Annotated in this window: 21 protein-coding genes; 4 read left to right on the plus strand and 17 right to left on the minus strand. The window is 63.3% G+C overall.

The window, feature by feature from the left end; all coding sequences use genetic code 11:
* Positions 1-281 precede the first annotated feature (281 nt).
* The 7 genes from O7A70_RS06790 to O7A70_RS06820 all read right to left on the minus strand — a co-directional run bounded on the left by O7A70_RS06790 (position 282) and on the right by O7A70_RS06820 (position 8,797).
* Positions 282-1,229 (minus strand): cation diffusion facilitator family transporter, encoded by a 948-nt coding sequence (locus tag O7A70_RS06790; protein ID WP_337139703.1) that lies wholly within the window; start codon positions 1,227-1,229, stop codon positions 282-284.
* A gap of 5 nt (positions 1,230-1,234) precedes the next feature.
* Complete coding sequence (locus O7A70_RS06795) at positions 1,235-3,424, minus strand: anthranilate synthase (protein ID WP_337139704.1); 2,190 nt, start codon at positions 3,422-3,424, stop codon at positions 1,235-1,237.
* A gap of 220 nt (positions 3,425-3,644) precedes the next feature.
* Positions 3,645-4,700, minus strand: coding sequence for a succinylglutamate desuccinylase/aspartoacylase family protein (locus O7A70_RS06800; protein WP_337139705.1), 1,056 nt, complete (start codon positions 4,698-4,700; stop codon positions 3,645-3,647).
* A 150-nt stretch (positions 4,701-4,850) separates the two neighbouring features.
* Positions 4,851-6,029 (minus strand): MFS transporter, encoded by a 1,179-nt coding sequence (locus O7A70_RS06805; protein ID WP_337139706.1) that lies wholly within the window; start codon positions 6,027-6,029, stop codon positions 4,851-4,853.
* A 172-nt stretch (positions 6,030-6,201) separates the two neighbouring features.
* Positions 6,202-7,578 (minus strand): FAD-containing oxidoreductase, encoded by a 1,377-nt coding sequence (locus O7A70_RS06810; RefSeq protein ID WP_337139707.1) that lies wholly within the window; start codon positions 7,576-7,578, stop codon positions 6,202-6,204.
* Complete coding sequence (locus tag O7A70_RS06815) at positions 7,575-8,036, minus strand: DUF4126 domain-containing protein (protein ID WP_337139708.1); 462 nt, start codon at positions 8,034-8,036, stop codon at positions 7,575-7,577. Before O7A70_RS06815 ends, O7A70_RS06810 begins: the two co-directional genes overlap by 4 nt.
* A gap of 113 nt (positions 8,037-8,149) precedes the next feature.
* Positions 8,150-8,797 (minus strand): glutathione S-transferase family protein, encoded by a 648-nt coding sequence (locus O7A70_RS06820; protein ID WP_337139709.1) that lies wholly within the window; start codon positions 8,795-8,797, stop codon positions 8,150-8,152.
* 244 nt (positions 8,798-9,041) lie between these two features.
* Here O7A70_RS06820 and O7A70_RS06825 point away from each other — a divergent pair, with 244 nt between their 5' ends.
* Entirely contained in the window at positions 9,042-9,599 is a 558-nt protein-coding gene (locus O7A70_RS06825) for a sugar O-acetyltransferase (protein ID WP_337139710.1), read from the plus strand.
* A gap of 2 nt (positions 9,600-9,601) precedes the next feature.
* Here the strand turns inward: O7A70_RS06825 and O7A70_RS06830 are convergent, their stop codons facing one another.
* Genes O7A70_RS06830 through O7A70_RS06840 form a run of 3 tightly spaced genes read right to left on the minus strand, consistent with a single transcriptional unit; the run spans position 9,602 to position 11,590 of the window.
* The gene (locus tag O7A70_RS06830; RefSeq protein ID WP_337139711.1) at positions 9,602-10,261 is read right to left on the minus strand and encodes a sensor histidine kinase; all 660 of its coding nucleotides are present in this window, start codon (positions 10,259-10,261) and stop codon (positions 9,602-9,604) included.
* Positions 10,227-10,934, minus strand: coding sequence for a sensor histidine kinase N-terminal domain-containing protein (locus O7A70_RS06835; protein ID WP_337139712.1), 708 nt, complete (start codon positions 10,932-10,934; stop codon positions 10,227-10,229). The genes O7A70_RS06830 and O7A70_RS06835 overlap by 35 nt, the downstream gene beginning before the upstream one ends.
* Positions 10,931-11,590 carry a response regulator transcription factor gene (locus tag O7A70_RS06840; RefSeq protein WP_337139713.1) on the minus strand — a complete coding sequence of 220 codons (660 nt, stop codon included), beginning with the start codon at positions 11,588-11,590 and terminating at the stop codon, positions 10,931-10,933. The genes O7A70_RS06835 and O7A70_RS06840 overlap by 4 nt, the downstream gene beginning before the upstream one ends.
* A 164-nt stretch (positions 11,591-11,754) precedes the next feature.
* On the opposite strand from O7A70_RS06840, the gene O7A70_RS06845 reads away from it, so the two are divergent.
* Together O7A70_RS06845 and O7A70_RS06850 are read left to right on the plus strand one after the other, a co-directional pair.
* Positions 11,755-12,021: a PepSY domain-containing protein gene (locus O7A70_RS06845; RefSeq protein WP_337139714.1), complete on the plus strand. Its 267-nt coding sequence runs from the start codon at positions 11,755-11,757 to the stop codon at positions 12,019-12,021.
* A 5-nt stretch (positions 12,022-12,026) separates the two neighbouring features.
* Positions 12,027-12,587: a cytochrome b/b6 domain-containing protein gene (locus O7A70_RS06850; protein WP_337139715.1), complete on the plus strand. Its 561-nt coding sequence runs from the start codon at positions 12,027-12,029 to the stop codon at positions 12,585-12,587.
* A gap of 59 nt (positions 12,588-12,646) precedes the next feature.
* Here O7A70_RS06850 and O7A70_RS06855 read toward each other — a convergent pair whose 3' ends face one another.
* Positions 12,647-13,642, minus strand: coding sequence for a GlxA family transcriptional regulator (locus O7A70_RS06855; RefSeq protein ID WP_337139716.1), 996 nt, complete (start codon positions 13,640-13,642; stop codon positions 12,647-12,649).
* A gap of 124 nt (positions 13,643-13,766) precedes the next feature.
* Between O7A70_RS06855 and O7A70_RS06860 the strand changes: the two genes are divergently transcribed.
* The gene (locus tag O7A70_RS06860) at positions 13,767-14,411 is read left to right on the plus strand and encodes a cysteine hydrolase family protein (RefSeq protein WP_337139717.1); all 645 of its coding nucleotides are present in this window, start codon (positions 13,767-13,769) and stop codon (positions 14,409-14,411) included.
* Positions 14,412-14,476: 65 nt separating this feature from the next.
* Here the strand turns inward: O7A70_RS06860 and O7A70_RS06865 are convergent, their stop codons facing one another.
* From O7A70_RS06865 to O7A70_RS06890, 6 genes are all read right to left on the minus strand, one after another.
* Positions 14,477-16,156 carry a formate--tetrahydrofolate ligase gene (locus tag O7A70_RS06865; protein ID WP_337139718.1) on the minus strand — a complete coding sequence of 560 codons (1,680 nt, stop codon included), beginning with the start codon at positions 16,154-16,156 and terminating at the stop codon, positions 14,477-14,479.
* 312 nt (positions 16,157-16,468) lie between these two features.
* Entirely contained in the window at positions 16,469-17,593 is a 1,125-nt protein-coding gene (locus tag O7A70_RS06870) for a DUF2333 family protein (protein ID WP_337139719.1), read from the minus strand.
* Between the two features lie 103 nt (positions 17,594-17,696).
* Positions 17,697-18,995 (minus strand): DUF6638 family protein, encoded by a 1,299-nt coding sequence (locus O7A70_RS06875; RefSeq protein ID WP_337139720.1) that lies wholly within the window; start codon positions 18,993-18,995, stop codon positions 17,697-17,699.
* A gap of 213 nt (positions 18,996-19,208) precedes the next feature.
* The gene (locus O7A70_RS06880; protein ID WP_337139721.1) at positions 19,209-21,119 is read right to left on the minus strand and encodes an AAA family ATPase; all 1,911 of its coding nucleotides are present in this window, start codon (positions 21,117-21,119) and stop codon (positions 19,209-19,211) included.
* Positions 21,120-21,121: 2 nt separating this feature from the next.
* Positions 21,122-21,913: a Fic family protein gene (locus O7A70_RS06885; protein WP_337139722.1), complete on the minus strand. Its 792-nt coding sequence runs from the start codon at positions 21,911-21,913 to the stop codon at positions 21,122-21,124.
* Positions 21,914-21,961: 48 nt separating this feature from the next.
* Positions 21,962-23,107, minus strand: a complete 1,146-nt coding sequence (locus O7A70_RS06890; RefSeq protein ID WP_337139723.1) for a hypothetical protein — start codon at positions 23,105-23,107, stop codon at positions 21,962-21,964.
* Between the last annotated feature and the right edge of the window lie 20 nt (positions 23,108-23,127).

Genomic DNA, 23,127 nt, shown 5'->3' on the forward strand with positions numbered 1-23,127 from the left:
CAGCGTAAGGAGCAAGAGGCAGCACGGCAAAATGGTCAGGACCTGGGTCGGGACACTCCGCCTTCGTCATCGCGCCATCAAAGCGCGCTGGGATGATTGGAACCCGATCCGCGTAACCCTTGCGGGCTAGCGGTCATCAATGTCGACCGCATCAACAGGCCGAATACATGACCGCTCCAGACTATCCGCCAAAATGCCGAATGCACCTTGCCAACAGGGGGCCGTCCATACATGACGAAGGAGGAAGGGCTTCGGCCAATCTTCCAACCGCTCTAACCGCATCAAGCAAACGGCACCGCGGTCGTGCCCTTGGGCAGCTTGGCCTCGTCGTCGGGCTCGACATGGATGGTCACCCGCACCGAGGGAATGTCGGCCTTCAGCGCATCCTCGATGCGGTCGCAGATGATATGGCTGGCGCCAACCGACATGTCTGCATCGACGACCAGATGGAACTCGATGAAGGTGGCGCGGCCGGCGATGCGGGTCTTGAGATCATGCACCTCCAGCGCGCCCTTGCAATTGGCCGAGATGATGTCGCGGATGCGCATGTGCTCCACTGTGTCGACGGCCCGATCCATCAGGCCGTTCATCGACGAGCCGATGACATGCCAGCCCTGCCACAGGATGTTGAGCGCGACGATGACGGCCAATGCCGGGTCGAGGATCTGCCAGCCGGTCAGGATCGCTCCGACCAGGCCGCCGAAGACACCAACCGAGGTCACCACATCGGTCATGATGTGATTGCCGTCGGCGACCAGCGCCGGTGACTTTTCGGCTCGGCCCGCGCGGATCAGCGTCCAGGCCCAGAAAGCATTGATGGCGGTGGCGACGCCGTTGACGGCAAGGCCTTCCCAAGGCTGTTCGAGTGGGGCCGGGGTCTGCCAGGAGCGCCAGACCTCGCTCAGGATCAAAAGCGCGGCGACCACGATCAGCACGCCTTCGAGCACGGCCGAGAAATACTCCGCCTTGTGATGGCCGAAAGGGTGATCCTGGTCGGCCGGCTTGTAGCTGACCTGGATCGCCCAGAAAGCGGCCATCGAGGCAATGACATTGACGATCGATTCCAACGCGTCCGAATAGAGCGCGACGGATCCGGTTACGTACCAGGCGGCGGCCTTGAGCGCGAGCACGACAAAGGCGACCACGATCGACCAGAAGGCGAGATTGGCGACCTTGCGCTTCGCGGCGGCTTTCGCCGCGATCGCCATGGTGTTCTCGGCTTCGGCCATTACCGTCAGGCTGCCTTTTCCTTGGCCTTGCGCGGCAGGTGGGCGACGATGTTCTCGATGATGCGCATGCCGGCATTGTGACCGAGCGTCATGATCGATTCCGGGTGGAACTGCACCGCGGCAATCGGCTCCTTGCGGTGCTCGAAGGCCATGATGACGCCGTCCTCGGTCTCGGCCGTGACCACGAAATCGTCAGGCAGGCGCACCGGATCGGCGAAGATCGAGTGGTAACGGCCGACGGTGACTTCCTTGGGCAGGCCCGAGAAGATGATGCCCGGCTTCGAGACGCGGATACGCGACGGCTTGCCGTGCATGGGAATGTGCAATTGCCTGAGTTCGCCGCCATAGGCTTCGGCCAATGCCTGCAGGCCAAGGCAGACGCCGAAGATCGGCAGGTCGCGGGCGCGCGCTCGTCTGATGGTCGCCGCGCAGTCGAAATCCTTCGGCGTGCCGGGTCCGGGCGACAGCACGACGAGGTCGGGCTTCAGCCGCTCGAAGACTTCCTCCGGCACCGGCGTGCGCACGGTCGAGACATTGGCGCCGGTCTGGCGGAAGTAGTTGGCCAGCGTGTGGACGAAGCTGTCCTCATGGTCGACGAGCAGGATGTTGACGCCATCGCCGACGCGCGCCGTGGTGCGCTCGGTGCTGGTCGAATTGCCCAACTTGGCGTCGCGGATGGCGGAGAGCATGGCGGATGCCTTCAGTTCGGTTTCAGCTTCTTCTTCCTCGGGAACGCTGTCGAAGAGTAATGTAGCGCCGGCGCGCACCTCGGCGATGCCGTCCTTGATGCGGATGGTGCGCAAGGTGAGCCCGGTGTTCATGTCGCCGTTGAAGTTGACCATGCCGATGGCGCCGCCATACCAGGCGCGCGGGCTCTTCTCGTTCTGCTCGATGAAGCGCATGGCCCATAGCTTCGGCGCGCCGGTGACGGTGACGGCCCAGGCATGCGACAGAAACGCGTCGAAAGCGTCCATGCCTTCGCGCAGCCGGCCCTCTATGTGATCGACCGTATGGATCAGGCGCGAATACATCTCGATCTGGCGGCGGCCGATGACGCGCACCGAACCTGGATCGCAGACCCGCGACTTGTCGTTGCGGTCCACGTCCGAGCACATGGTGAGCTCGGATTCATCCTTCTTGGAGTTGAGCAGCTTGATGATCTGCTCAGAGTCCGAAATGGCATCGTCGCCGCGCTTGATGGTGCCGGAGATCGGGCAGGTCTCGACGCGGCGGCCGTTGACGCGCACGAACATTTCGGGCGACGCGCCGATCAGGTATTCGTTCTCGCCCAGATTGATGAAGAAGGAATAGGGCGACGGGTTGATCGACTTCAGCTTGCGTGAAATCTCGGATGGCTGCGTCTCGCAGCGTTCGTAGAACATCTGGCCAGGGACGACCTCGAACAGGTCGCCGCGCTTGAAGCTGTCCATCGCCCGGCGCACCAGATTAGCGTATTCGCCCGGCTCATGGTCGCCGCGCGGCGGGATGCGGTCGGCGGTCTTGAACGGCTCGGCGATTTGATCGCGCGGCAGGCCTTCGGTCGAAAAACCCTCGCCCGCATAGTCGTAGCGGTCGGTCCAGGCCTTGGCCGAATAATGGTCGACGACCAGGATCTCATCGGGCAGGAACAGCACCAGGTCGCGCTGGCTTTCCTTGCGCACGAGCGTGTGCTCGACCGGGTCGAACTGGAAGGCGAGGTCGTAGCCGAAGGCGCCGTAGAGGCCGAGATTGGCGTCTTCGGCTGTCCTGAACAGAGCGGTGATGGCGCGCAGCACGGTGAAGACGGAGGGAACGCGGCTGCGTTCCTCCTCGGTGAAGACACGGCCGGGCTTGGCGACGTCGAGGCGGATCAGCTTTTTGGTGGTCTCGGCGATCGTGACCTCGGCGAGACCGCCGAGCGCCTTGCCGATGACCGGCAGCAGCGCCTCGCCGCGGCCGTTCAGCGCCTCGATGCGCATGGCGCGACCGCGTGCGGAGATGACCAGCGGCGGATCGATGATGGCGGTGTCCCACCGCGTATAGCGGCCGGGATATTCGTAGTTCGAGGAAAATACCGCGCCCCGGCGCGAATTCAGCCCGTCGACATAAGCGTCGATCGCACCTTCATAGGGCCGGCCATGGCGCTCGCGGGTGATGGTGATGCCACCCGCCGTCACGAAGCTTTCAGCGCCGGTTTCCAGAACCTTCAACGTCATTGCCGTCTCCATCAGCTACTTGGGCAACGGACCCGGGAATGGCTTTGAAAAACAAATGGCCGCCCGGACATTCCGTTGCGGCCACCCTCTATTTTCACGCGCACGCGTTCGAACAGGCCGCTGTCAGCAGGCCCACCACCAAATGGTCTTGATCGAACGCATGTTCATGGCGATTCCCTTAGCGGCGATTGGGCGGCCGCGCAACTGGATTCGACGGAGGCTAATCCTCCAGCGTGCCCGACCTGGCGTCGGCGCTCTTCCTGTCGCCGACCAGTTTCAACAGGTCTTCGCCGGCGCGGATGATGCGGCGCGAGCGGCGGGTCAGGATGATGCCGTCCTGCGGCGCGAACACTTCGGTGCGGCCGTCTGCTTCGCCCGGCGCGTGGACGATGGTGGCGAGGCGCGCGCCCCTGGTGACGCGGTCGCCAGGCTTCACGTCGTAGAGGACGGCGCCGCCCCGGGGTGCCGGCATCATGTCGATGTTTTCCAGAGGTGCCGCGACACCCTTGAACGGGCCGGGCGCGGGCAGCGTGCTGTCGGATATCACGCCGCGCGCCGCCAGCAGCCGGTAGAGGCCTGCCGCGTCGGCCGAGGCAAGCGCGCCATCGACATCGAGGATGCCGCGATATTCGACGGTGGTGGCGACGCGCCCGTCGAACTTCGCCACGCCGGCTGATGCGTTCTGGTAGGGCATGATCGAGGCGCCCTCGAAGGTGCCGTCGGTGTCCTCGCTCCACAGCACCACGGCATCGACGCTCATGGCGGCGGCGCAATCGGCCATTTCAGGCCACAGGCTGGTGTGAACGTAGAGATAGGCAAGGCCCTCATCGTCGCAATGCAGGTCGAGCACGATGTCGTGGCCCAGCGAAAGCTGCACCAGCCGCGACTTCAGCCGCTGGTCGGCGCCGCCAAAAGAGGCGTCCGGCAAAAGCCTGGTGTCGGGCGCGGCAAGCAGCGGAAAACCGCGGTTGAAGTTGGTGCGGGTGCCCAGATGAAAGCGGCCCTGGTGCTCGCCGAAATGATATTGCGCGCGGCCGATCGGGTTGGCCCAGGGCACGATGGTGATGTTGCCCTTGATGCGATCTTCGGCATCGGCTTTGTTCAGCATCGGCATCAATGCATCGATGGCGACGACGCCAGGCAATTCGCCGGCATGGAGCGCCGCCTGCAGATAGGCCGAAGGTGCCGCCTTGTCGGCACCGGCGAAGCGGAACACCGGGAATTCGTAGGAAACGCCTTCGCTGTCCCCGGCGATGCGTTCGATCGATTTCTGCATGACATCCTCCATCAAGTGCGAGAAGACATGCCCATTTGAAGGTGCCGATGTCGATTGGTCCAGCCCGCCGCGCCATGGGCGCAAGCTAGTCTTTTGCCTTGCTGCATGTCGTTGTCCCAAAACCGCTTCGCATTTTTGGGCGACAGGCAGTTACTCCGCGGCAGGCTGAAGGGCGACGGCCGGCGCGCGCCGGTCAAGCGTCTGCGACAGCACCGCGACGGCGACCGCCAGCAGGGCGAGCACCGCCCCGACCAGCGGCAGATTGGCGTAGGAAACGCCCGCGGACAGCGCCACGCCGCCGATCCACGCGCCGCCGGCATTGCCGACGTTGAAGGCGCCCTGGTTCAACGTGGCGGCAAGGTTCGGGCCTTCCGACGCTGCCTCGACGACGCGGATCTGCAGCGGCGGCACGACGACGAAGATGAGCAGGCCCCACAGGAAGACGATGCCGACGGCAACACTGGCGATCGCGCCGAACTGCATGAAGCCGACGAACAGCAGGGCCATCAACAGCAAGGTGGCGATCACCGTCGACATCAGTTTCCAGTCGGCCAGCCTGCCGCCTATGATGTTGCCGATGGTCATGCCGGCGCCGAACAGCAGAAGCACCCAGGTGACCGCCGCGGTCGACAGGCCCGACACGTCGGTGAGGTAGGGTTTGATGTAGGTGAAGACGGCGAACAGGCTGGCAGAGGTCAGCGCCGCGATCAGCATCGCCAGCCAGACCTGCAGCTTGCCGAGCACGCGGACTTCGGCGCGTAGGCCGCCGCCGCTCGGTTCCGTGACGTCGGACGGCACCAGCCAGGCGATGGCCGCGACCGAGATCAGGCCGATGCCGACCACGGCCAGGAAGGTGGCCCGCCAGCCAAAGGCTTCGCCAAGCGCCGTTCCAGCGGGAACGCCGAGGATATTGGCCAGCGTCAGCCCGGCGAACATCAGCGCGATGGCGCTGGCGCGCTTGTTGCGCGGCACCAGGCTGGCGGCGACGACCGAGCCGATGCCGAAGAAGGCGCCATGGCCGAAAGCGGTGAAGACGCGCGCGGCCATCAGCAGCCAGTAATTGGGCGCGATGGCGCAGAAGAGATTGCCGACGACGAACAGGGCCGCAAGCCCGACCAGCACGGGTTTGCGCGGCAAATGCGCGGTGGCCATGGCCACGACAGGCGCGCCGAAGACGACGCCCAGCGCATAGCCGGTGACCAGCAGGCCGGCGGCGGGGATCGTCACGCCGAGATCTGCGGCGACCTCCGGCAGCAGGCCCATGATGACGAATTCGGTGGTGCCGATGCAGAAGGACGCAATGGCAAGCGCAAGGATCGGCAAAGGCATGGGAGGTCCAGACTGAATCGGTTCAATTCGGAGACTGCGCGACGATCCCGACTGGGCGCAACAGACATTGCCGCAATGCAGCAATGCAGAAAGCGTGGAGCAGATTGAAAACGGGCGCCGAGGCGCCCGTAGAGCGGCTCGGCGGTTTGCCAAACGCTGAACCGCTCCAGTCTCAGGCCAGCGGCTTGAGTTCCTGGGCAATCGTCGGCAGCAGCTCCGAAACCGTCGGGTGGATGTGCATCGCGCGTGCCAGCGTATCGACCGGCGCCTTGGCGTACATCAGGTCGAGTACGCAATGCACCGCCTCGTCGCCGCCGGGGCCAAGCACCGAGCAGCCGAGGATTTCCCTGGTGTCGGCATCGACGAGGATCTTCATGAAACCTTGCGTCTCGCCCTTTTCGACCGCGCGGCCGACGCGGGTCATCGGCCGCTGGCCGACCAGCGCGCGGCGTCCCGATTTCCTCACCGCAGCCTCGGTCATGCCGCAGCGGCCGAGCGGCGGATCGATGTAGAGCGCGTAGGCCTCGACGCGATCACTGACCTTGCGCGGATCATTGTCGAGCAGATTGGCGGCGACGATCTCATAATCGTTGTAGGAGGTGTGGGTGAAGGCGCCCTTGCCGTTGCAGTCGCCCATCGCCCAGATACCTGGCACGCTGGTGCGCAGCTGGTCGTCGACGACAACCGCGCCGCGTCTGTCGACCTCGACGCCCGCCTTGTCGAGGCCGAGATCGTCGGTATTGAGCGTTCGGCCCAGCGCCAGCAGCACATGCGATCCGATCGCGGGCGGCTTGCCGGCGGAGAAGGTCACGGCAATATCCCCACCATGTTTGACGAAGCCGATGTTGTCGGCGCCGACATGGACCGCGATGCCTTCGTTTTCGAGGATCGACAGGATGGCGGCCGAGACGTCCTCGTCCTCGCGGCCGGTCAGGCGCGGGCTCTTTTCGATGACGGTGACTTCAGAGCCGAAGCGGCGGAACATCTGCGCGAATTCGAGCGAGATGTAGCTGCCGCCGACGACGATGAGGTGGCGCGGCAAAACGTCGAGATCCATCATCGACGAGTTGGTCAGATAGTCGATGTCGTGGATGCCAGGCAGGTCCGGCACCGAGGCGCGGCCGCCCGTGTTGAGGAAGATCTTTTCGGCGGTCAAAAGGTCGTCGCCGACACGTACCGTGTTGGCGGATTCGAAGCGTGCGTGGCCGCGATAAAGCGTGCAGCGCTCCATTCCGGCGATCCAGGTCTCCAGATTGCCACGGGCGTCGTTGGTGACCTTGTCCTTGCGCGCCTTGATCCTGTGATAATCGACCCCGACGGGACCCGAAAGCGTCACGCCATAGTCGGCGGCGCGCCGAGCCAGATGCGCGGCATAGGCGCTGGCGACCATGGTCTTGGTCGGCATGCAGCCGGTGTTGACGCAGGTGCCGCCGACCAGCTTGCGCTCGATCAGCGCCACGCTCATGCCCGCGGCCGTCAGGCGACCGGCCAAGGGCGGCCCCGCCTGGCCAGCGCCGATGATGATGGTGTCGAAGGTTTTCGCCGTCATGCCACCGCCGCCACGATCAGCAGCCCGCCGACAATCGCCACCGTATCCTCGGTGAAAGCCGCGGGCGTGTCCTTGCCGAAAGCGGCCGCCAGCCGGCCGCGCGCTTCGGCACCGCCCAGCGTGCCTATGACCGCGCCGATGGCGCCGGCGATCAGGCAGACGATAGTGGCGCCGCCGGCCGCGCCGAGCACCGCGCCGGAAAAGGCGCCGAGCAGGATGCGGACGCCGAACTGCTGCGGCACTTTGCGGCTTGGCGTCGACGGCAGCTGGTCGGTGACCAGTTCGACGATGGCCAGGACGGTGAAGATGCCCACAGCCGCCCAATGGCTCATGAAGCTCGCCCAGGTGCCGGCAACCGGCAGCCAGCCGAGATAGGCGCCCCAGGCGACGGCGGCAGGTGCCGTCATGGCGCGCAGGCCGGCAACGACGCCGATCAGAAGTGCAAGGATGTAGAGCAAGCCGATCCCTCTCGATGCCGGGCCGGAACAGCCCTGAAACGGCAAGCTACCATAGGTCGGATATTTGGCTAGGCCGCAGACTCATGAGCGCAGCCACGGCGGATCGAGGCGAGTCATTTGCTTGATGGAGCGTTGATCGCAAATTGCGCGGCGAAGGCCCTGATATAAGCGGGCCGAGCTTCCCCGCGCGCCACATAGGCGGCCAGGTTTTGGTATTCGTCCAGAATGCCTGACATTCGCAGTCGCAGCAGCACGGACACCATCAACAAATCGCCGGCGCTGAACGCATCATCGAGCCAGTCGGCGACGCCCAGGTGAGCCGAGAGACTGTCCAGCCGGGACCGAACACGGTCCTTAACCAGCGGCAAGCGCGCCTCGCTCCAGGGCTTGTCGGCTTCGAATATCCTTGCCGTGGTCAATTCGAGGATCGGCGGCTCGACGGTGTTCAGTGCGGCAAACATCCACGTTATCGCGCGGGCGCGGGCATTGCGATCCTTCGGCAGCAGGCCGGCATGCTGCTCGGCAAGATGAAACACGATCGAGCCGGTCTCGAACAGCGAGAGAGAACCATCCTCATAGGTGGGGATCTGCCCGAAGGGATGGATCGCCAGATGGTCAGGCGCCTTCATCCTTGCAAAGGAAACAAAACGAACCTCGTAGGGCTGTCTCACCTCTTCCAGCGCCCAGCGAACACGGGTATCGCGCGCCAGTCCCTTGCCGCCATCGGGCGATCGTTCAAATGCCGTGATGGTGATTGTCATCGCAGTCGTTTCCTTGCTTTGGCGAATTTCTTCGGCTTCCTGCCGAGGACGAACGAGTTACCCGGAAATCGACAGTGGTCTTGAACTATTTCATTGCCGGGCGCGGATCGCGAATGTCCGCTTGCGATCGAAGGTCGTGACGGCACGGTGACCAGTTCCGTCAAGCCGCTATCCCGGTCTATAAGTTCACGTCCTGGTCCTTGCCTCGGCGCTGTTCGCAATGATCTCAAACGGAGGCACTGCCATGGTTCAGAGCGAACGGGCGAAAATGGCGGCCGGCGAATGGTATACATGCCTGGATGACGGTCTTGGCGCTTTGCGCGGCCTGGCCGCGGATGCCGTGTTCGAGCATAATACGCTTCCGCCCCATCAACGCGGGAACCTCGGGCCAGCCCTGCGGACACTGCTGGGCGGCGTGGGCGAGGGTGCCCGCATCGAGGCGCCGTTTCACTGTGCCTACGGATTCAACATTTTCCTCGGCGACCGCGCTTTCCTCAATGCCGGTTGCACCATCCTCGACACCGCTTCGGTGCGCATCGGCACGGGAACGCTGCTTGGCCCCAATGTGCAGATTTATTGTGCCGAGCATCACAAGGAGCCGGCAGGGCGGCAGGCGGGACTGGAGATCGCCAGGCCGGTCACGATCGGCGACAATGCCTGGATCGGCGGCAGCGCGGTCATCCTTGGCGGCGTCAGCATCGGCGAAGGCGCCATTGTCGGCGCCGGGGCGGTGGTGACGCGCGACGTGGCGGCGAACACGACGGTGGTCGGCAATCCGGCGCGGGTGGTCATGCGTCGTTGACGTTACACAGTGGGAAACTGGATCTTTGCTTCAAAGCCATCCTGCCGGCCGGTTGCCGGCGAGTTCAGGGCCAGCGTCGCATCGACCTGTTGCAGGATTTTGTTGACGATCGCCAGTCCGAGGCCGGATCCCTCGGCACGTGTTGCGCCGCGTTCGAACCGTTTGACCAAGCCGCTTGGGGCGGAAACCACCGGACCATCGTTGATCACGCTGAGGCTGGCGTCACCTATGCGCACGACCACAGGCGCGCCTTCGGCACCATGTCGCAAGGCATTCTCGACAAGGTTGCGCAAGACAATGGCCAGTGCATCCGTGTCGATGGCCGCATATGCCTTGCCATTCGCCGGTGTTTCGAGACAAAGGCGACCCTTGTATTGGTTGTGCTGTTCGAAGTCCGCGACCACCAGCGCGGAGACGGCCGTAATGTCGGCTGGCTTGCCGGCGACCGCCACTCCTGCATCAGCACGCGCCAACTGCATCAGTTTTTCGGACAAGCCGGCGAGATCGGTCAGGGCCGCCTTGATCTGGCGCGGGCGTTTTCCGGCCGCCTCGTCGGGAGCTTCGGCGATCAGACGCTCCGTCTGGGCCAGCGCGCCGGCGATCGGCGTGCGCAATTCATGCGCAGCGTTAGCGGTGAATTCCTTCTCGGCGTCGAGTGCCATGCTCAAGCGCCGCATCAGGCTGTTGACCGACTTGGCGATGGCTGCGAGTTCGGAGGGCAGATCCTCTGTGCGGATCGGAGCCAGATTGTCGCCATGACGGGTGCTGATCTCGCCGCGGAGTGTAGCGATCGGCCTCAAGAAGCGCTCCCAGCGTCAGCCACGCCACAAGCGCGCTCAACGGGATGAGGATAACCATCGGTATCAGGAAGCCTATGGCGGCTTCGAATGTTTCCTCGTTGCGCCGCGTGTCGAGTTCGGCGACCTGAACGAAGACGGTGCCGCTGACTGCCGGCTCGGTATAAACGCGCCAGCCGGCTTCCTCCGAGAAACCTTGCGCCAATTTGATGGTCAATGGTTCGGCGGGGGCACCGTAGGAATGCATCAGGACGTGCCCGGCGCCATCACGAACCTGAAAGACCATACGACCGCCGTCATCGTCGGGCACAGCCTCCCCCAGCTTGCGGGGGGACTGTGACGTCTCGCGCCCAAAGAGGTCGTCGATGACGACCGGCAGCAGCCGGCGTGCCGCTTCCTGCATCGAGCTGTCCATGGCCTCGTTGATCTCACGATGCAGCGTGATGCTTCCGGTGCCTGCGGCTACCAGGCCAACGGCGACGGTGACGAGGATCAACGAGGCTACGAGGCGGCCGGCAAAGCTATTGAGCATTCTCATGGCGACGCCAGGCGGTAGCCTAGCCCCCTGACGGTGGTGAGCGCCTCGCGTCCGATCTTCTTGCGCAGGCGGCTGACATAGACTTCGACGGTGTTGCTTTCGATCTCCGCGCCGAAGGCATAGAGCGCGTCCTCGATCTGGTGCTTGCCGACCGTCACGCCGGGCCGTCGCAAGAACTGCTCCAGGACTGCCCATTCCCGGGATGTCAGCATGGCCTCCGTGCCGTCGACGATGACGCGGCGTGCGGCCTGATCGATTTTGACCGCCCCGAGCCGGATCAAAGGGTTCGGGTTTCCCGAGTAGCGGCGCGCGACCGCGGCCAGGCGCGCGGACAGCTCGCCGAGATCAAACGGCTTGACCAGATAGTCGTCCGCCCCGGAATTCAACCCCTCTATCCGGTCGGAGAGCTGGTCGCGCGCGGTCAGGACGATAACCGGTGTATCGGTGCCCCCATGTCGCAACGACTTCAGGAATTCAAGGCCCTTGCCGTCCGGCAAATGCAGGTCGAGCAGGATAAGTTCATAGGAGACGACATCAAGGTGATCGCCGGCACCGCCGAGCGTCGTGCTCCAGTCCACGGCATGGCCGTCAGCAGCGATGTGGTCGCGCACTGCCTCACCCAAAACCGGGTCGTCCTCGATCAGCAGAACGCGCACTTTGTCTCCGTGTCCGGCAACAGACCGCTTCTATGCGGCAGGAGGCTGACAGGAACCTGAATGAAAGCCAATCGCGGCTTTTAGACGATGCGGGAGTGTTCAGGTGGCTGTCAGATTTCACGGCCAGGGTCGCCGTATCGGAATTGGCCGATGGAGATAGCAAGATGAAAGCCTTGATCCTAACCGCATTGGCGATGGCCATTGCCGGACCCGCCCTTGCTGCCGACAAATGCGATGTGCCGACCGCCCAGTGGCAGCCGCGCGAGGCACTGCAAAAGAAGCTGGAAGGCGAAGGCTGGAAGGTGCGCAGCATCAAGACGGAAAACGGCTGCTATGAGGCCAAGGCAATCGACGCCAGCGGCAAGAAGCTGGAAGGCGTCTTCAATCCCAAGACGCTCGAGTCGGTCGGCGCCGATTCCGACGACGGTTGATCGCCATGAACGCCACCGTCTCGACACGAGAAACCTCGGTCAAGGTCTGGAGCCCCTATGTCCGCCTCTTTCACTGGTCGCTGGTCCTGTGCGTTGCGGTGGCGTGGCTTTCTTCTGGGGAGATCATGAAGGTGCATGAACTGGCCGGTTATTGTGCCGGGGTTCTGATCGCCTCGCGTCTGATCGCCGGCTTGGCCGGGTCCGGATATACCCGCTTCCGTCAGTTCGGGCGTGGGCCGCGTACGGTGAGTTCATATCTTGTGGACGTGGCGCATGGCGATGAAAGGCGTTATCTCGGCCACAATCCCGCCGGCGGCGCCATGGTGCTGGCGCTCCTTGCTTGTTTGGCGGGAATTGCACTTACCGGCTGGATGCAAACCACGGATGCCTGGTGGGGCGTGGGCTGGGTAGAGGACATGCACAAGATCCTAGGCAATGGAATTCTCGTGCTCGTCGGACTTCATGTCTGCGGCGTGTTGCTGGCCAGCCTGCGCCACCATGAGAATCTGGTTCGCGCCATGGTCACTGGCCGCAAACGGGCGCCATCGCCGGAAGACGTTACCTGACTGCAGAGGGTGGAAATGCAGGGGCGTCGCGGCGATGTGACGCCCTTTGTCGTTCGATCTCAAGACGACAGGGCCTGTGCCATCCGTTCGTTCTGGTCGATACGCCTGGAGAATTCGCGCCTATATTGCGCCGGCGACGTTTTCAGCCGCGCGGAAAAGTGCTGGCGCAGCGATGTGGCGCTGCCGAAGCCGGCCTCGAAGGCCACGATGTCGATCGATTTGTCCGTGGCTTCCAGCAGCCGTTGCGCCAGTTCGATCCGCTGGCTGGTCAGCCAATCGCCAAAACTGGTGCCGATCGATTTCTGAAAACGGCGGGTGAAAGTGCGCCGTGTCAGGCCTGCGGCGTCGGCGACGCTGTCGAGGCTGTGCGTTTCGCCTGATGTCGCGCGAACCGCGTCGAGCGCCTCGGTGAAACGGTCGGCATTGGCGCTTTTTGCCACGGGACGCTCGATGAACTGCGCCTGTCCGCCCTGCCGGTGCGGCGAAAGCACGACGTGCCGGGCGAGCCGCAGTGCCGCCTCCGCGCCATAGCGGGCACGCACGATGTGCAGGCAGCAGTCGAGCCCGGCGGCGACGCCGGCGGAGGTGACGATGTCGCCATCGTCGACGTAGAGCACGTCGGCATCGACTGAAATGTCGGGATGGAGGGCCCGCAACTGGTCAGTATAGGCCCAATGCGTGGTCGCCTTCCGTCCCGAGAGCAGGCCGGCGGCGGCGAGGGCAAAGGTGCCGAGACACAGGCTCACGATCAGCGCGCCGCGCCGGTGGGCGCGGCCGAGCGCTTCCTCGAGCGGTTTGGCCAGAGGCGCTTCGAGATCCTTCCAGCTCGGGATGATGACGATATCGGCGTCTTCGAGCGCGGCAAGCCCGTGCGGGACCAGGATACCCAGGCCGGCATCGGTCCGGATCAGCCCTTCCTCGACCCCGCAGACACGGAAGTCGAAGCGTGGCAGGCCGAGGTTGGTCCGATCCGCGCCGAACACCAGGCAAGGCACGGAGAGATGGAATGGGCTGATGCCGTCGAAGGCGAGGACGGCGATGATGGGAGCGGTCATGGGCGTTTCCAGTGTGAGTGTGGATTGTCCCACTTCTTTCGGATGATGTCAATCGGGCCACTGTTGGCTCCCAAGCCAGCAGATTACTTTCGGCCCATCGCATTCAAGCCTGAAAGGAAACATCATGTCTGACCCAGCCAACACCGCGCCGCGCCGCGCGCTCGTCGTCATCGACGTCCAGAACGACTATGACGGCGGCAATCTGGCCATCCAGCATCCGCCGTTCCGCGACAGCGTCGTCAACGTGGCGCGCGCGATGGATGCCGCGGCGGCCGCAGGCATCAAGGTGGTGGTCGTCAAGCAGATGGCGCCCGAGACGTCGCCGATCTTCGCCACGGGCAGCCATGGCGGCGAACTGCATCCGGAGATCGCCAAGCGTGGCCGCGACCATTATGTCGAGAAGAAATTGCCGAGCGCCTTCACCGGCACCGACCTCGAGGACTGGCTGCGCGCCAATGCCGTCGATACGATCGCGGTCATCGGCTACATGACGCATAATTGCGACCTGTCGACCATCATCCACGCCGTGCATATGGGCTTCGCGGTCGAGTTCCTGTCCGACGCGACCGGTTCGGTGCCCTACGCCAACAGCGCCGGCTACGCCTCGGCCGAGGAGATCCATCGCGTGGTGAGCATCATCCTGCAGTCGCGTTTCGCCGCCGTGCTCAAGACCGCCGAATGGATCGACTGCCTCAAGACCGGCGCGCTGCCGGAACGCGACACGATCCATGCGTCCAACCAGCGGGCGCTGGCGCGCAGCGCCGCGTAGCCATCCGCGAAATGCAAAGGGCGCCGCGGTGATGCGGCGCCCTTTGCCGTTTGGACTTGAAGGATTTAGAACAGGCCTTCGATCTGGCCAATCTCGTTGAGGAAAATCTTTTCCGAGGATGGCGCCTTGGGCAGGCCGGGCATGGTCATGACCTCGCCGCAGATGATGACGACGAAGCCCGCGCCCGCCGAAAGTCTGACCTCACGCACCGGCACGGTGTGGCCGGTCGGCGCGCCGCGCAGGTTGGGGTCGGTCGAGAAGGAGTACTGGGTCTTGGCCATGCACACCGGCAGGTTGCCGTAGCCGGCCTGCTCCCAGGCGTGCAACTGGTCGCGCACCGACTTGTCGGCGATGGCTTCCGAGCCGCGATAGATGCGCTGGACGATGGTGTTGATCTTCTCGAACAGCGGCATGGCGTCGGGATAGAGCGGCGCGAACTGCGAGGCACCGGATTCGGCCAGCGCCACCACCTTGTTGGCGAGGTCCTCGATGCCCGCCGAGCCCCTGGCCCAGTGCTTGCACAGGATCGCCTCTTCTCCCATCGAGGCGACATAGTCCTTCATCGCCTGGATCTCGGCATCGGTGTCGGAGTAGAAGTGATTGATGGCAACCACCGCCGGCACACCGAACTGCCTGATGTTCTCGATGTGGCGGCCAAGGTTGGCGCAGCCCTTCTTCACCGCCTCGACGTTTTCCTTACCGAGGTCTTCCTTCTTGACGCCGCCATTCATTTTCATGGCGCGCACGGTGGCGACGATGACGGCGGCCGCCGGCTTCAGGCCCGCCTTGCGGCACTTGATGTCGAAGAATTTTTCCGCGCCCAGATCAGCGCCGAAGCCGGCTTCGGTGACGACATAGTCGGCGAGCTTGAGCGCCGTCGTGGTGGCGACGACCGAGTTGCAGCCATGCGCGATGTTGGCGAACGGGCCGCCATGCACGAAGGCCGGGTTGTTCTCCAGCGTCTGCACGAGGTTGGGCTGCATGGCGTCCTTGAGCAGGACAGCCATGGCGCCGTCGGCCTTGAGGTCGCGGGCATAGACCGGCGACTTGTCGCGGCGGTAGGCGACGATGATGTCGCCGAGGCGCTTTTCCAGATCCTTCAGGTCGGTGGACAGGCACAAAATGGCCATCACTTCCGAGGCGACGGTGATGTCGAAGCCGGCTTCGCGCGGGAAACCGTTGGCGACGCCGCCGAGCGAGCAGATGATCTCGCGCAGCGCCCGGTCGTTCATGTCCATGACGCGGCGCCACACGACGCGGCGGGTGTCGATGCCGAGCTCATTGCCCCAGTAGATGTGGTTGTCGATCAGAGCCGAGAGCAGGTTGTGCGCCGTGGTGATGGCGTGGAAGTCGCCGGTGAAATGGAGGTTCATGTCCTCCATCGGCACCACCTGCGCGTAGCCGCCGCCGGCGGCACCGCCCTTGACGCCGAAATTCGGGCCGAGCGAAGCTTCGCGGATGCAGACGATCGCCTTCTTGCCGATGCGGTTCAGGCCGTCGCCGAGGCCGACGGTGGTGGTGGTCTTGCCTTCGCCGGCCGGCGTCGGGTTGATGGCGGTGACGAGGATCAGCTTGCCGTCCTTGTTGCCCTTCACCGACTTGATGAATTCTGCTGAGATCTTGGCCTTGTCGTGGCCGTAGGGCAGCAGATGTTCGGTCGGGATGCCGATCTTCTTGCCGATCTCCTGGATCTGCTTTTTCCTGGCGCCACGCGCGATCTCGATGTCGGATTTCACTTCGGCCATGACGGCGTTCCTCTGGATTGGACGGTGGAGGGGACGGGTTGATCTCACTCGCAAGAAGGCTGGAGCCGGACGCGCGGGGCATCTAACCCTGTCGCTGCGGCGGCGTCAACTTTCATGCAACTATGTTTCCTATAGAGAAAATTCCTCTGCGGCTGGCCAACCTATTCCCGGTTCTTTATGGCTCCGCTTGCCGCGCCGTATAGAAGCCAGAGCAGGGGCGCTTCCGCCGTCTCAAAACAGCCGCACAATGCACGGAATGCGACAGACGCGACGGCGCAAATTCGCCATCGCTGGTGTTGCGGTGGGACAGCGCTACTGCGTCAGCACGTTGCTGATTTCAACCATGTTGGAGCGCACCCGAAGCACGTAGAAGCCCATCGTCGTCAGATGGGTCGGCAGCAGCCAGCCGTCCTCGCGGCCGTTGGCGATGATGAAGGGCTGGATACGCAGGGCCGACACGAACTGCGCGTCCATCGTATCCCAAAGGCTCTGCAGGTGCTTTTCCTTGATGACGTTCTCGAAGTCGGCCTGGGCGCCTTTCATCAGGCCGTAATAGGCATAGAGCTGGCCATAGGCGAACCAGTAGCGGTCGTCGGCGCGGGTGTCGAACCAGCCATTGTTGTGGTTCTCGGCGCGCTCCTTGAGGATGGCGGACGTCGAGCCGATGTCACTGGCGATGCGGTCGATATACTGCTTCAAATTGTCGGCGCGGGCATCGAAAGTGGCCTGGCAGGTGGCAAGCCGGGCATTGAACGAACGCAGCTTGCGCACCGCGTCGCGATAGTAGCTCGGCGTCGGCGTCTTCGGTCCAAACGGGCTCACGCCGAAGTACCAGGTATACTCGTCGAACTGCAGATTGCCGCGCGCGTCCTGCAGGTCGGCATCGATCTGCGAAGTCGTGCGCACGCGGCCGAGATTGTCGGCAAGTTCGGTCGCCGTACGTCGCACCGCCTGGTTGATGCCGCGCTGGAAAGAGGCCTTGTTGTCCATCCACGGGGTGTTGTCCCAGTCGATGCCGAACAGGCCGAGCTTGTAGAGGATCATCGACGAGATCCAGGCGTTCTGGTTGACGTTGAAGTCGGTCAGGTCGGCCGCCACCTGGGCGATGCCGGAGTTGCCGCAGGTCTTGGCCGTGTCGGTGCCTGCGCCGGCGGCCACCTGCTCACCGGCGGAAACGTTGCGCTTCTCGAAAGTATAGGTGTCCGGGTAGTTCGGGTTGAAGTTGTTCCACCACTGGGTGGCGTAGAAGAAGTTGGCGTAGAGGCCGATCAGCACCAGGACGGCAAGGCCGACTATCGCCTTGAGGATCCAGCCGCGCTGCGTGTACCAGCGGCCGGCCCACATGAAGGGCCACAGGATCGCGCCGATCAGAAGACCGATGCCGCGGCCGATCCACTGGAAAATCCGGGTGAAGAAATTCACGATCGGATCGAGCATGGCTGTATCACCCCCTCAACATGATGCCAAAAAGTTGCAGACTTTTTTGGATAACATCATGCACCAAAACAACAAGTTAGAACGGAATGGCGGTGCATTCGTTCTAGTCGGTCAGGCCGTAGAGGCGTGTGCGAAACGCCACCTTGTCCTTCAAATATGTGGTTTTCAGAACGTCCACAACATGCGATCGCCAGGCGTCGCTGAAGCCGTCATAGTCCTTGTAGAAGCCGTCCTTGTTGAAAATGTAGCGCGAGACGAAGTCCGACGGCACGAAATCCGAGATCAACTGGTTGGTCAGCCAGGCGTCGGGATGGTCGGTCTTGGCGCGGACCACCAGGAAGCGCTGCTGCGGGAAGACATCCTCGACCTTGAGATGGCCGAGCTGGGCGATCTCGCGTTTGGCGGCGTTGAGGAAAGGAAAATTTCCGTCCGAGGTGATCAGGTCGGCATGGCTCTGGATCCATGTCTGCAGCCAGACCTTGTCGACATCGGTCAAATTGCGATCCGGCTCGGCGTCGCGGATCAGCGCGCGCACCACCATTTCGGCGCGATGCTCGAGATAGCCCGAGGCCTCGATCCAGGAAGCGCGCGGCAGTTCGATGCGGCCGGTGGCAGCCAGGAATTTGAACACCTTGTCGGCGTCCTTGATCGAGAGATAGCTCACCTGCCAGGGCCGCGAGCGGCGAAAACCGGGGGCGGCCGGATCGCTGATCACCGTCGTCATGTCGGGATCGACAAAGACATAGAGCCCGCCGAAATGGCTGGTCCAGTAGGCATTGTGGCGGAAGATCACCTGGTCCGGCACCAGCGCGTTCTCACGGATGTCGCCGCAGACCTTGGCGAGTTCCACCATGCGGGTCAGCATGGCATCGTCGCGCCAGGCGTCGGGCTCCTGCTTCAGCCGGTCGACGAGCTTGCCGAGTTCGGCGGCCTTGCCCAGCACGTCTTCCGCCGACAGCACCTTGAATTCGACCTGGCTGATCGACAGCAGGTCCTCGATGTCGTTGACCTTGGGAACGGAATCCTCGATCTCGCCGTAGATGACGTCCTTGATGGTCAGCGCGTCGATGGCGCGTTGGTTCCTGGACATGAACTCGAACATCAGTTGCGAGGTGTTGGAGAAGGCGGTGTGCACCACCGGCAGGTCGATCTGCGACGGCGTCAGGATGATGAAGCGGCGGTTGACCTCGTTGGGATCGAGATAATCATAGTCGCCACACTCCTCGGCCACTTCGGGCGAAAAGCCGGTGCGGTCGATCTGGAAGCTCTTCAGCTTGGTGGGCTTGAGGCCGAAAGCAGCCAGCGCCTTGTTGTAACGCTGGATGAGATGCGCCTCGTCGACGGTGAGCAAACGGCCGTAGATGAGCTCGTTATCGCGAAGGAGGTCGGGTTTTTTGCTCATCTTGCCTTCTCCCCGTGAACGGGGAGAAGGTGCCCGAAAGGCGGATGAGGGGCGCGGCTCTTCCTTCTCCCCTTGTGGGAGAAGGTGTCGCCGAAGGCGACGGATGAGGGGTGTTCCAGCTTGGCGCGATCAGCGCCAGCACCCCTCAACCGTCTCGGCGCTTCGCGCCGATCCACCTTCTCCCACAAGGGGAGAAGGGAAGGCTGGCGCGCCTCACGCATTCCACAGACCCTTCTTCTTCATCTCCTCCATTTCGCGCACAGCGCGTTCGCGCAGGCGGGCGTCGCGTAGCAGTTTTTCGACCGCGGCGTCGTCGGATTTGTCGGAATAGCGGAATTCGGAATCGGCGTAGCGGTTGATCTCCTGCATGACCATCTCCATCGAGAACGGGCCGCGCAGTTCCTCGATCATCGCTTTCTTGTCGTCGTAGCTCTTGTGCATGAAGGCTTCCGGCTTCTCGAACCAGTCGTCGGGAAGCTCGATGTCCATGGCGCGCATTTTGATCGCGTCGGTGACGTTCTTGATGGCGCGGCCGGTGAAGCGCGGTTCGGCGTCCTTGATCAGGTGCAGGTAGGTGCCGATGTCGGCCATGGTCTTGGGCGCGCCGTTTTCCTTCATGTAGCGCTCATAGACCCGCATCAGCCCGTCCTCCTGCGGCTTTTCATGCTCCTCATAGGCTTCGGTCACGGCGCGCTGGATCTCCTGCGCGGCGTAGAGCTCGTGCTTGCCCAGGGGGATCTCGTGGTTCTTGCCGGCGAGCAGCACGAAAATGTCGATATAGTCGTCGCGGGTCTGCGGCCCGTCGACCAGCCAGCGGGCGCCGGCGCGCTGGCGCAACGCGTCGTCGACATTCTCCGGATAGTTGGAAAACATGCCGAACGAGCAATTGCCGCGCACCACGGTGGCGGCGCCGGCGAAGGCATCCATCAGCACGCCGGTGATCTCCTGCTGGCCGGCCGACGCGCGGTCGTCGGAGCGGCGTGCCGCCACCTGGTCGATATCGTCGATGGTGCCGAAGCCGATGACGCGCGGGTTCAAGACATTGTTGATGAACTGGCGGCAGTTCTGGCCTGATTTGCCCTGGTAGGAGGAAATCTGGTCGACGCCGAAATTCTCGTAGGCGAAGGGATAGCCGGCGACCTGGCAATAGCCGTTGACGAGGCCGGCGATCATCTGGATCAGCGTCGTCTTGCCGGTTCCGGGCGCCCCATCGCCGATAAAGGTGAACAGGAAGCCGCCAAGCTCGACGAACGGGTTCAGCTCGCGCTCGAAGTCGTAGGCCATCAGCATCTTGGCGAGCTTGACCGACTGGTATTTGGCGATGTGGTTGCCGACGACCTCTTCCGGCGTCTTGAAAGTCATCACCAGCGGCTTGGAGCGCTTGCCCGGCGCGACGTCGAAGCCGTCGAGGGTGAAGTCGTCGGCGTCGATGCGGATATGGGCGTTCTCGAACGGGCCGATGCCGTCGAAGCGGCCTTTGCGCGCCAGAAGCCCGTCGATGGCGACGCGGGCGAAGGCGCGGGCGCGGGTCATCAGGTCGGTATCGTCGGTCGAGCCCGATATCGCCTTGTCGAGACCGGCCAGGATCGATTTCACCGCGTCCTGCGGCGTGTCGAACAGGAAGTCCGGTTCTGGTATGTCGTTCGGCGCCTCGCCGTCACTGTCGATGAGCTGGAACAGGTAGGAGGCAAGGCTGAAGGCCGAGATATAGGCCGAGGCCGACAGCAGTTTCTTGAAGGTGGACGCCTCCTCGCCTTCGAGCGGAGCGCGGGTGTTCCTGGCCTGCAGGCTTTCAAGATCGGAGCCTTCGGCGAATACGTCCGATACCGCGAGCGCGAGCGCCGTGCCGCGCCGGGCGCGAAAGAGCAGCGTGTGCTGCGCGATGGTGAGCAACTGGTCGTCTGGATGGACGGCGCCGACGGTCTTCGACAGCTCGACCTCGCGCGTGCGGCGCACCGAACCGACCGAGACGGTGGAAACGAAGCGCCGGTTGGTGCCGGCAAGCGCTGTACCGGATTCGCGCGAGGGATCCTCCAGCACGACGATGCGGGTGATGAAGCTTTGCGCGGTGGCGCGGTGCTTTTCGATAGCCGCTTCCGGGATGGTGGTCAGGCCGGTGTCCATGATCAGCTCCTTATCGGGATTACTTTCCCGCCTTCCGCAGAATGATCCTGCGCCTGACGCGCTGCGTCCAGATAGATGTCCAAAGTCTGATCCAGCCTTTCGAAAAGCAGCTTGTCGAAAGCGACGTGCCCTCCGCCGCTCTGGTCGATCTCGAGCGCGGCAATGTAATCGGGACGATCTTCGGGACGGATCGCTACCGGCGGGTATCCACCGCGCGCCAGCACCAGATTCATCAAAAGGCGTGCTGTACGTCCGTTGCCGTCATTGAACGGGTGAATGGCGACGAAACGCCGATGAGCCTCGAAGGCAGTACGTGGCGTGCTTGGCGCCGCGCTCAACCACCGGCAAAAAACTTCCATCAGCGCTGGAATCTCCACAGGGGCGGGAAAATTGAATACGCCGACATTGGTATTCACGTAACGGGCGCTGTCGGCGTATTGGCCAGCTATCTCCGGCTTGGAGTTCGCCACGACCAGATGATGAAGATTGCGGATGTCCGCCTCCATGATCGGATGGTCGTCTTTAGATGCGATTTCGAGTACCCAACGCAGTGCGCGTGCGTGGTCGATTGCCTCGAGATGATCCTTGAGCGGCTTGCCACTGATCGTGATGCCTTTTTCCAGAACCAGGGCCGTCTCGCCCGCCGTCAGTGTGTTTCCCTCGATCGCGTTTGACGTGTACGTTATGTCGATACGCTGGCTGTGTTCCAAGCCTTCCAGGGCGCCGGGCCGAACTCTCCTCTTCAGCGCATCGAGCTGCCGCTTCTTGCTGGAGACATTAGCTGCGGCGGTCATTGCTGGCGCCTCAGTGCTGCGTGGCTTTCAATGACGCAAAGCAGGTTCCTAGACATCCGATATCACCTGCCCATTCGACAGGATGTGAACCTTGTAGCCGGCAAATATCTTCTGTGCTTCGCCCGCGGCGTAAAGCGCCTGGTAGGCCTCGTGCGGGATCAGCGCGTGGTTTTCGTAGCTCGATACGCCCTGGCGAGCGGCCTCGAGGTCATCGGTGTTGATGAAGAATTCCTGCGTCGTCTTCTCGCTTGAGAACAGGCCCTTGCGGCCCGGCTTCTCGCCCTTGGAATAGACTTCCTGGATGGTCCAGGTCAAAAGCCAGGCGTTTTCGGGCTTGCGCACCTTGGCCAGCACTTCCGTCACCGTCGAATTGTTGTCGGTGATGCCTGCCGAGTAGAAGGGGCCGAGCACCACCCGCCTCAGCTGCTTGGGGTGCAGTGGCTCGAAGTCCTCGTCAAGGTTGACGGCGATGGTCGCCGGCGACAGCGTATAGGCCGAATTCTTCTCGGTAAAATCGTCGAAACGATGGGCAAGTTCGGGGTTGAGCAGGCCGTCGACCGGCAGCGGAATGTCGACCTTGTCGCTGAGCTTGCCGCTTCGGTCGACAAGCTGGCTGACCATGCTTTCCGATGAATCCTCCACTGTCACCATGTAGACCAAAGGCAGGTTGGCGCTGCCGTCGAAGGTCGCCCAGTGGACCAGATAATAGGGCCGCGCCGTCTTCGGATTGACCGACACCTTGGCCGTCTGCGCCAGCGTGAACGGACCGAAGGTCTGCTCGCTCTTGACGTCCTCAAGATAGAGCCGCTCTGCCATCGATTTCTGCAGCGCGTCGGGGAACTGCTTGTGGCGCAGGATGAAGTCGGCCATCTCCTCGCGCAGCTCGCCGGCCTGGGGAATGTTGGCGAGCCGACCGTCGGCCTGGCGGCGGTCGTTTTCCAGTTCGAGCAGGTTCTGGAACACCGGGTAGCCGCTTTCGGCGCGCGAAATGCGGAACGTGTCCATAAAGCCCAGCCGGTTGCGCCAGCAGGAAAAGGACTTGTCGAGCCGGGCGATGTATTCGGCAACGATCCTGGCGACGATGCCGTGCCGGTAAAGCGGCGAGCGGTCGTCGCGCATGAACACTTCAAGGCCGCCGAGCGCGGCCGTGATTGCCGAGAAATACCGCGCCGCCGCGTCGTTTTCGGGTGTCATGCTGTCAGCCCTGCGATTGT

The sequence above is a fragment of the Mesorhizobium sp. Cs1299R1N1 genome, assembly GCF_037179655.1.
GTDB lineage: Bacteria > Pseudomonadota > Alphaproteobacteria > Rhizobiales > Rhizobiaceae > Mesorhizobium > Mesorhizobium salmacidum.

Excerpts from the sequence above, each read along its gene's own strand:
- O7A70_RS06805 (WP_337139706.1), bottom strand. The coding sequence starts at position 6,029 with ATGCCTTTGCCGATCCTTGCGCTTGCCATTGCGTCCTTCTGCATCGGC.
- O7A70_RS06835 (WP_337139712.1), bottom strand. The coding sequence starts at position 10,934 with ATGAGAATGCTCAATAGCTTTGCCGGCCGCCTCGTAGCCTCGTTGATC.
- O7A70_RS06790 (WP_337139703.1), bottom strand. The coding sequence starts at position 1,229 with ATGGCCGAAGCCGAGAACACCATGGCGATCGCGGCGAAAGCCGCCGCG.
- O7A70_RS06880 (WP_337139721.1), bottom strand. The coding sequence starts at position 21,119 with ATGGACACCGGCCTGACCACCATCCCGGAAGCGGCTATCGAAAAGCAC.
- O7A70_RS06795 (WP_337139704.1), bottom strand. The coding sequence starts at position 3,424 with ATGACGTTGAAGGTTCTGGAAACCGGCGCTGAAAGCTTCGTGACGGCG.
- O7A70_RS06800 (WP_337139705.1), bottom strand. The coding sequence starts at position 4,700 with ATGCAGAAATCGATCGAACGCATCGCCGGGGACAGCGAAGGCGTTTCC.
- O7A70_RS06875 (WP_337139720.1), bottom strand. The coding sequence starts at position 18,995 with ATGAGCAAAAAACCCGACCTCCTTCGCGATAACGAGCTCATCTACGGC.
- O7A70_RS06885 (WP_337139722.1), bottom strand. The coding sequence starts at position 21,913 with ATGACCGCCGCAGCTAATGTCTCCAGCAAGAAGCGGCAGCTCGATGCG.
- O7A70_RS06855 (WP_337139716.1), bottom strand. The coding sequence starts at position 13,642 with ATGACCGCTCCCATCATCGCCGTCCTCGCCTTCGACGGCATCAGCCCA.
- O7A70_RS06860 (WP_337139717.1), top strand. The coding sequence starts at position 13,767 with ATGTCTGACCCAGCCAACACCGCGCCGCGCCGCGCGCTCGTCGTCATC.
- O7A70_RS06870 (WP_337139719.1), bottom strand. The coding sequence starts at position 17,593 with ATGCTCGATCCGATCGTGAATTTCTTCACCCGGATTTTCCAGTGGATC.
- O7A70_RS06830 (WP_337139711.1), bottom strand. The coding sequence starts at position 10,261 with ATGGCACTCGACGCCGAGAAGGAATTCACCGCTAACGCTGCGCATGAA.
- O7A70_RS06825 (WP_337139710.1), top strand. The coding sequence starts at position 9,042 with ATGGTTCAGAGCGAACGGGCGAAAATGGCGGCCGGCGAATGGTATACA.
- O7A70_RS06845 (WP_337139714.1), top strand. The coding sequence starts at position 11,755 with ATGAAAGCCTTGATCCTAACCGCATTGGCGATGGCCATTGCCGGACCC.
- O7A70_RS06865 (WP_337139718.1), bottom strand. The coding sequence starts at position 16,156 with ATGGCCGAAGTGAAATCCGACATCGAGATCGCGCGTGGCGCCAGGAAA.
- O7A70_RS06820 (WP_337139709.1), bottom strand. The coding sequence starts at position 8,797 with ATGACAATCACCATCACGGCATTTGAACGATCGCCCGATGGCGGCAAG.
- O7A70_RS06890 (WP_337139723.1), bottom strand. The coding sequence starts at position 23,107 with ATGACACCCGAAAACGACGCGGCGGCGCGGTATTTCTCGGCAATCACG.
- O7A70_RS06810 (WP_337139707.1), bottom strand. The coding sequence starts at position 7,578 with ATGACGGCGAAAACCTTCGACACCATCATCATCGGCGCTGGCCAGGCG.
- O7A70_RS06850 (WP_337139715.1), top strand. The coding sequence starts at position 12,027 with ATGAACGCCACCGTCTCGACACGAGAAACCTCGGTCAAGGTCTGGAGC.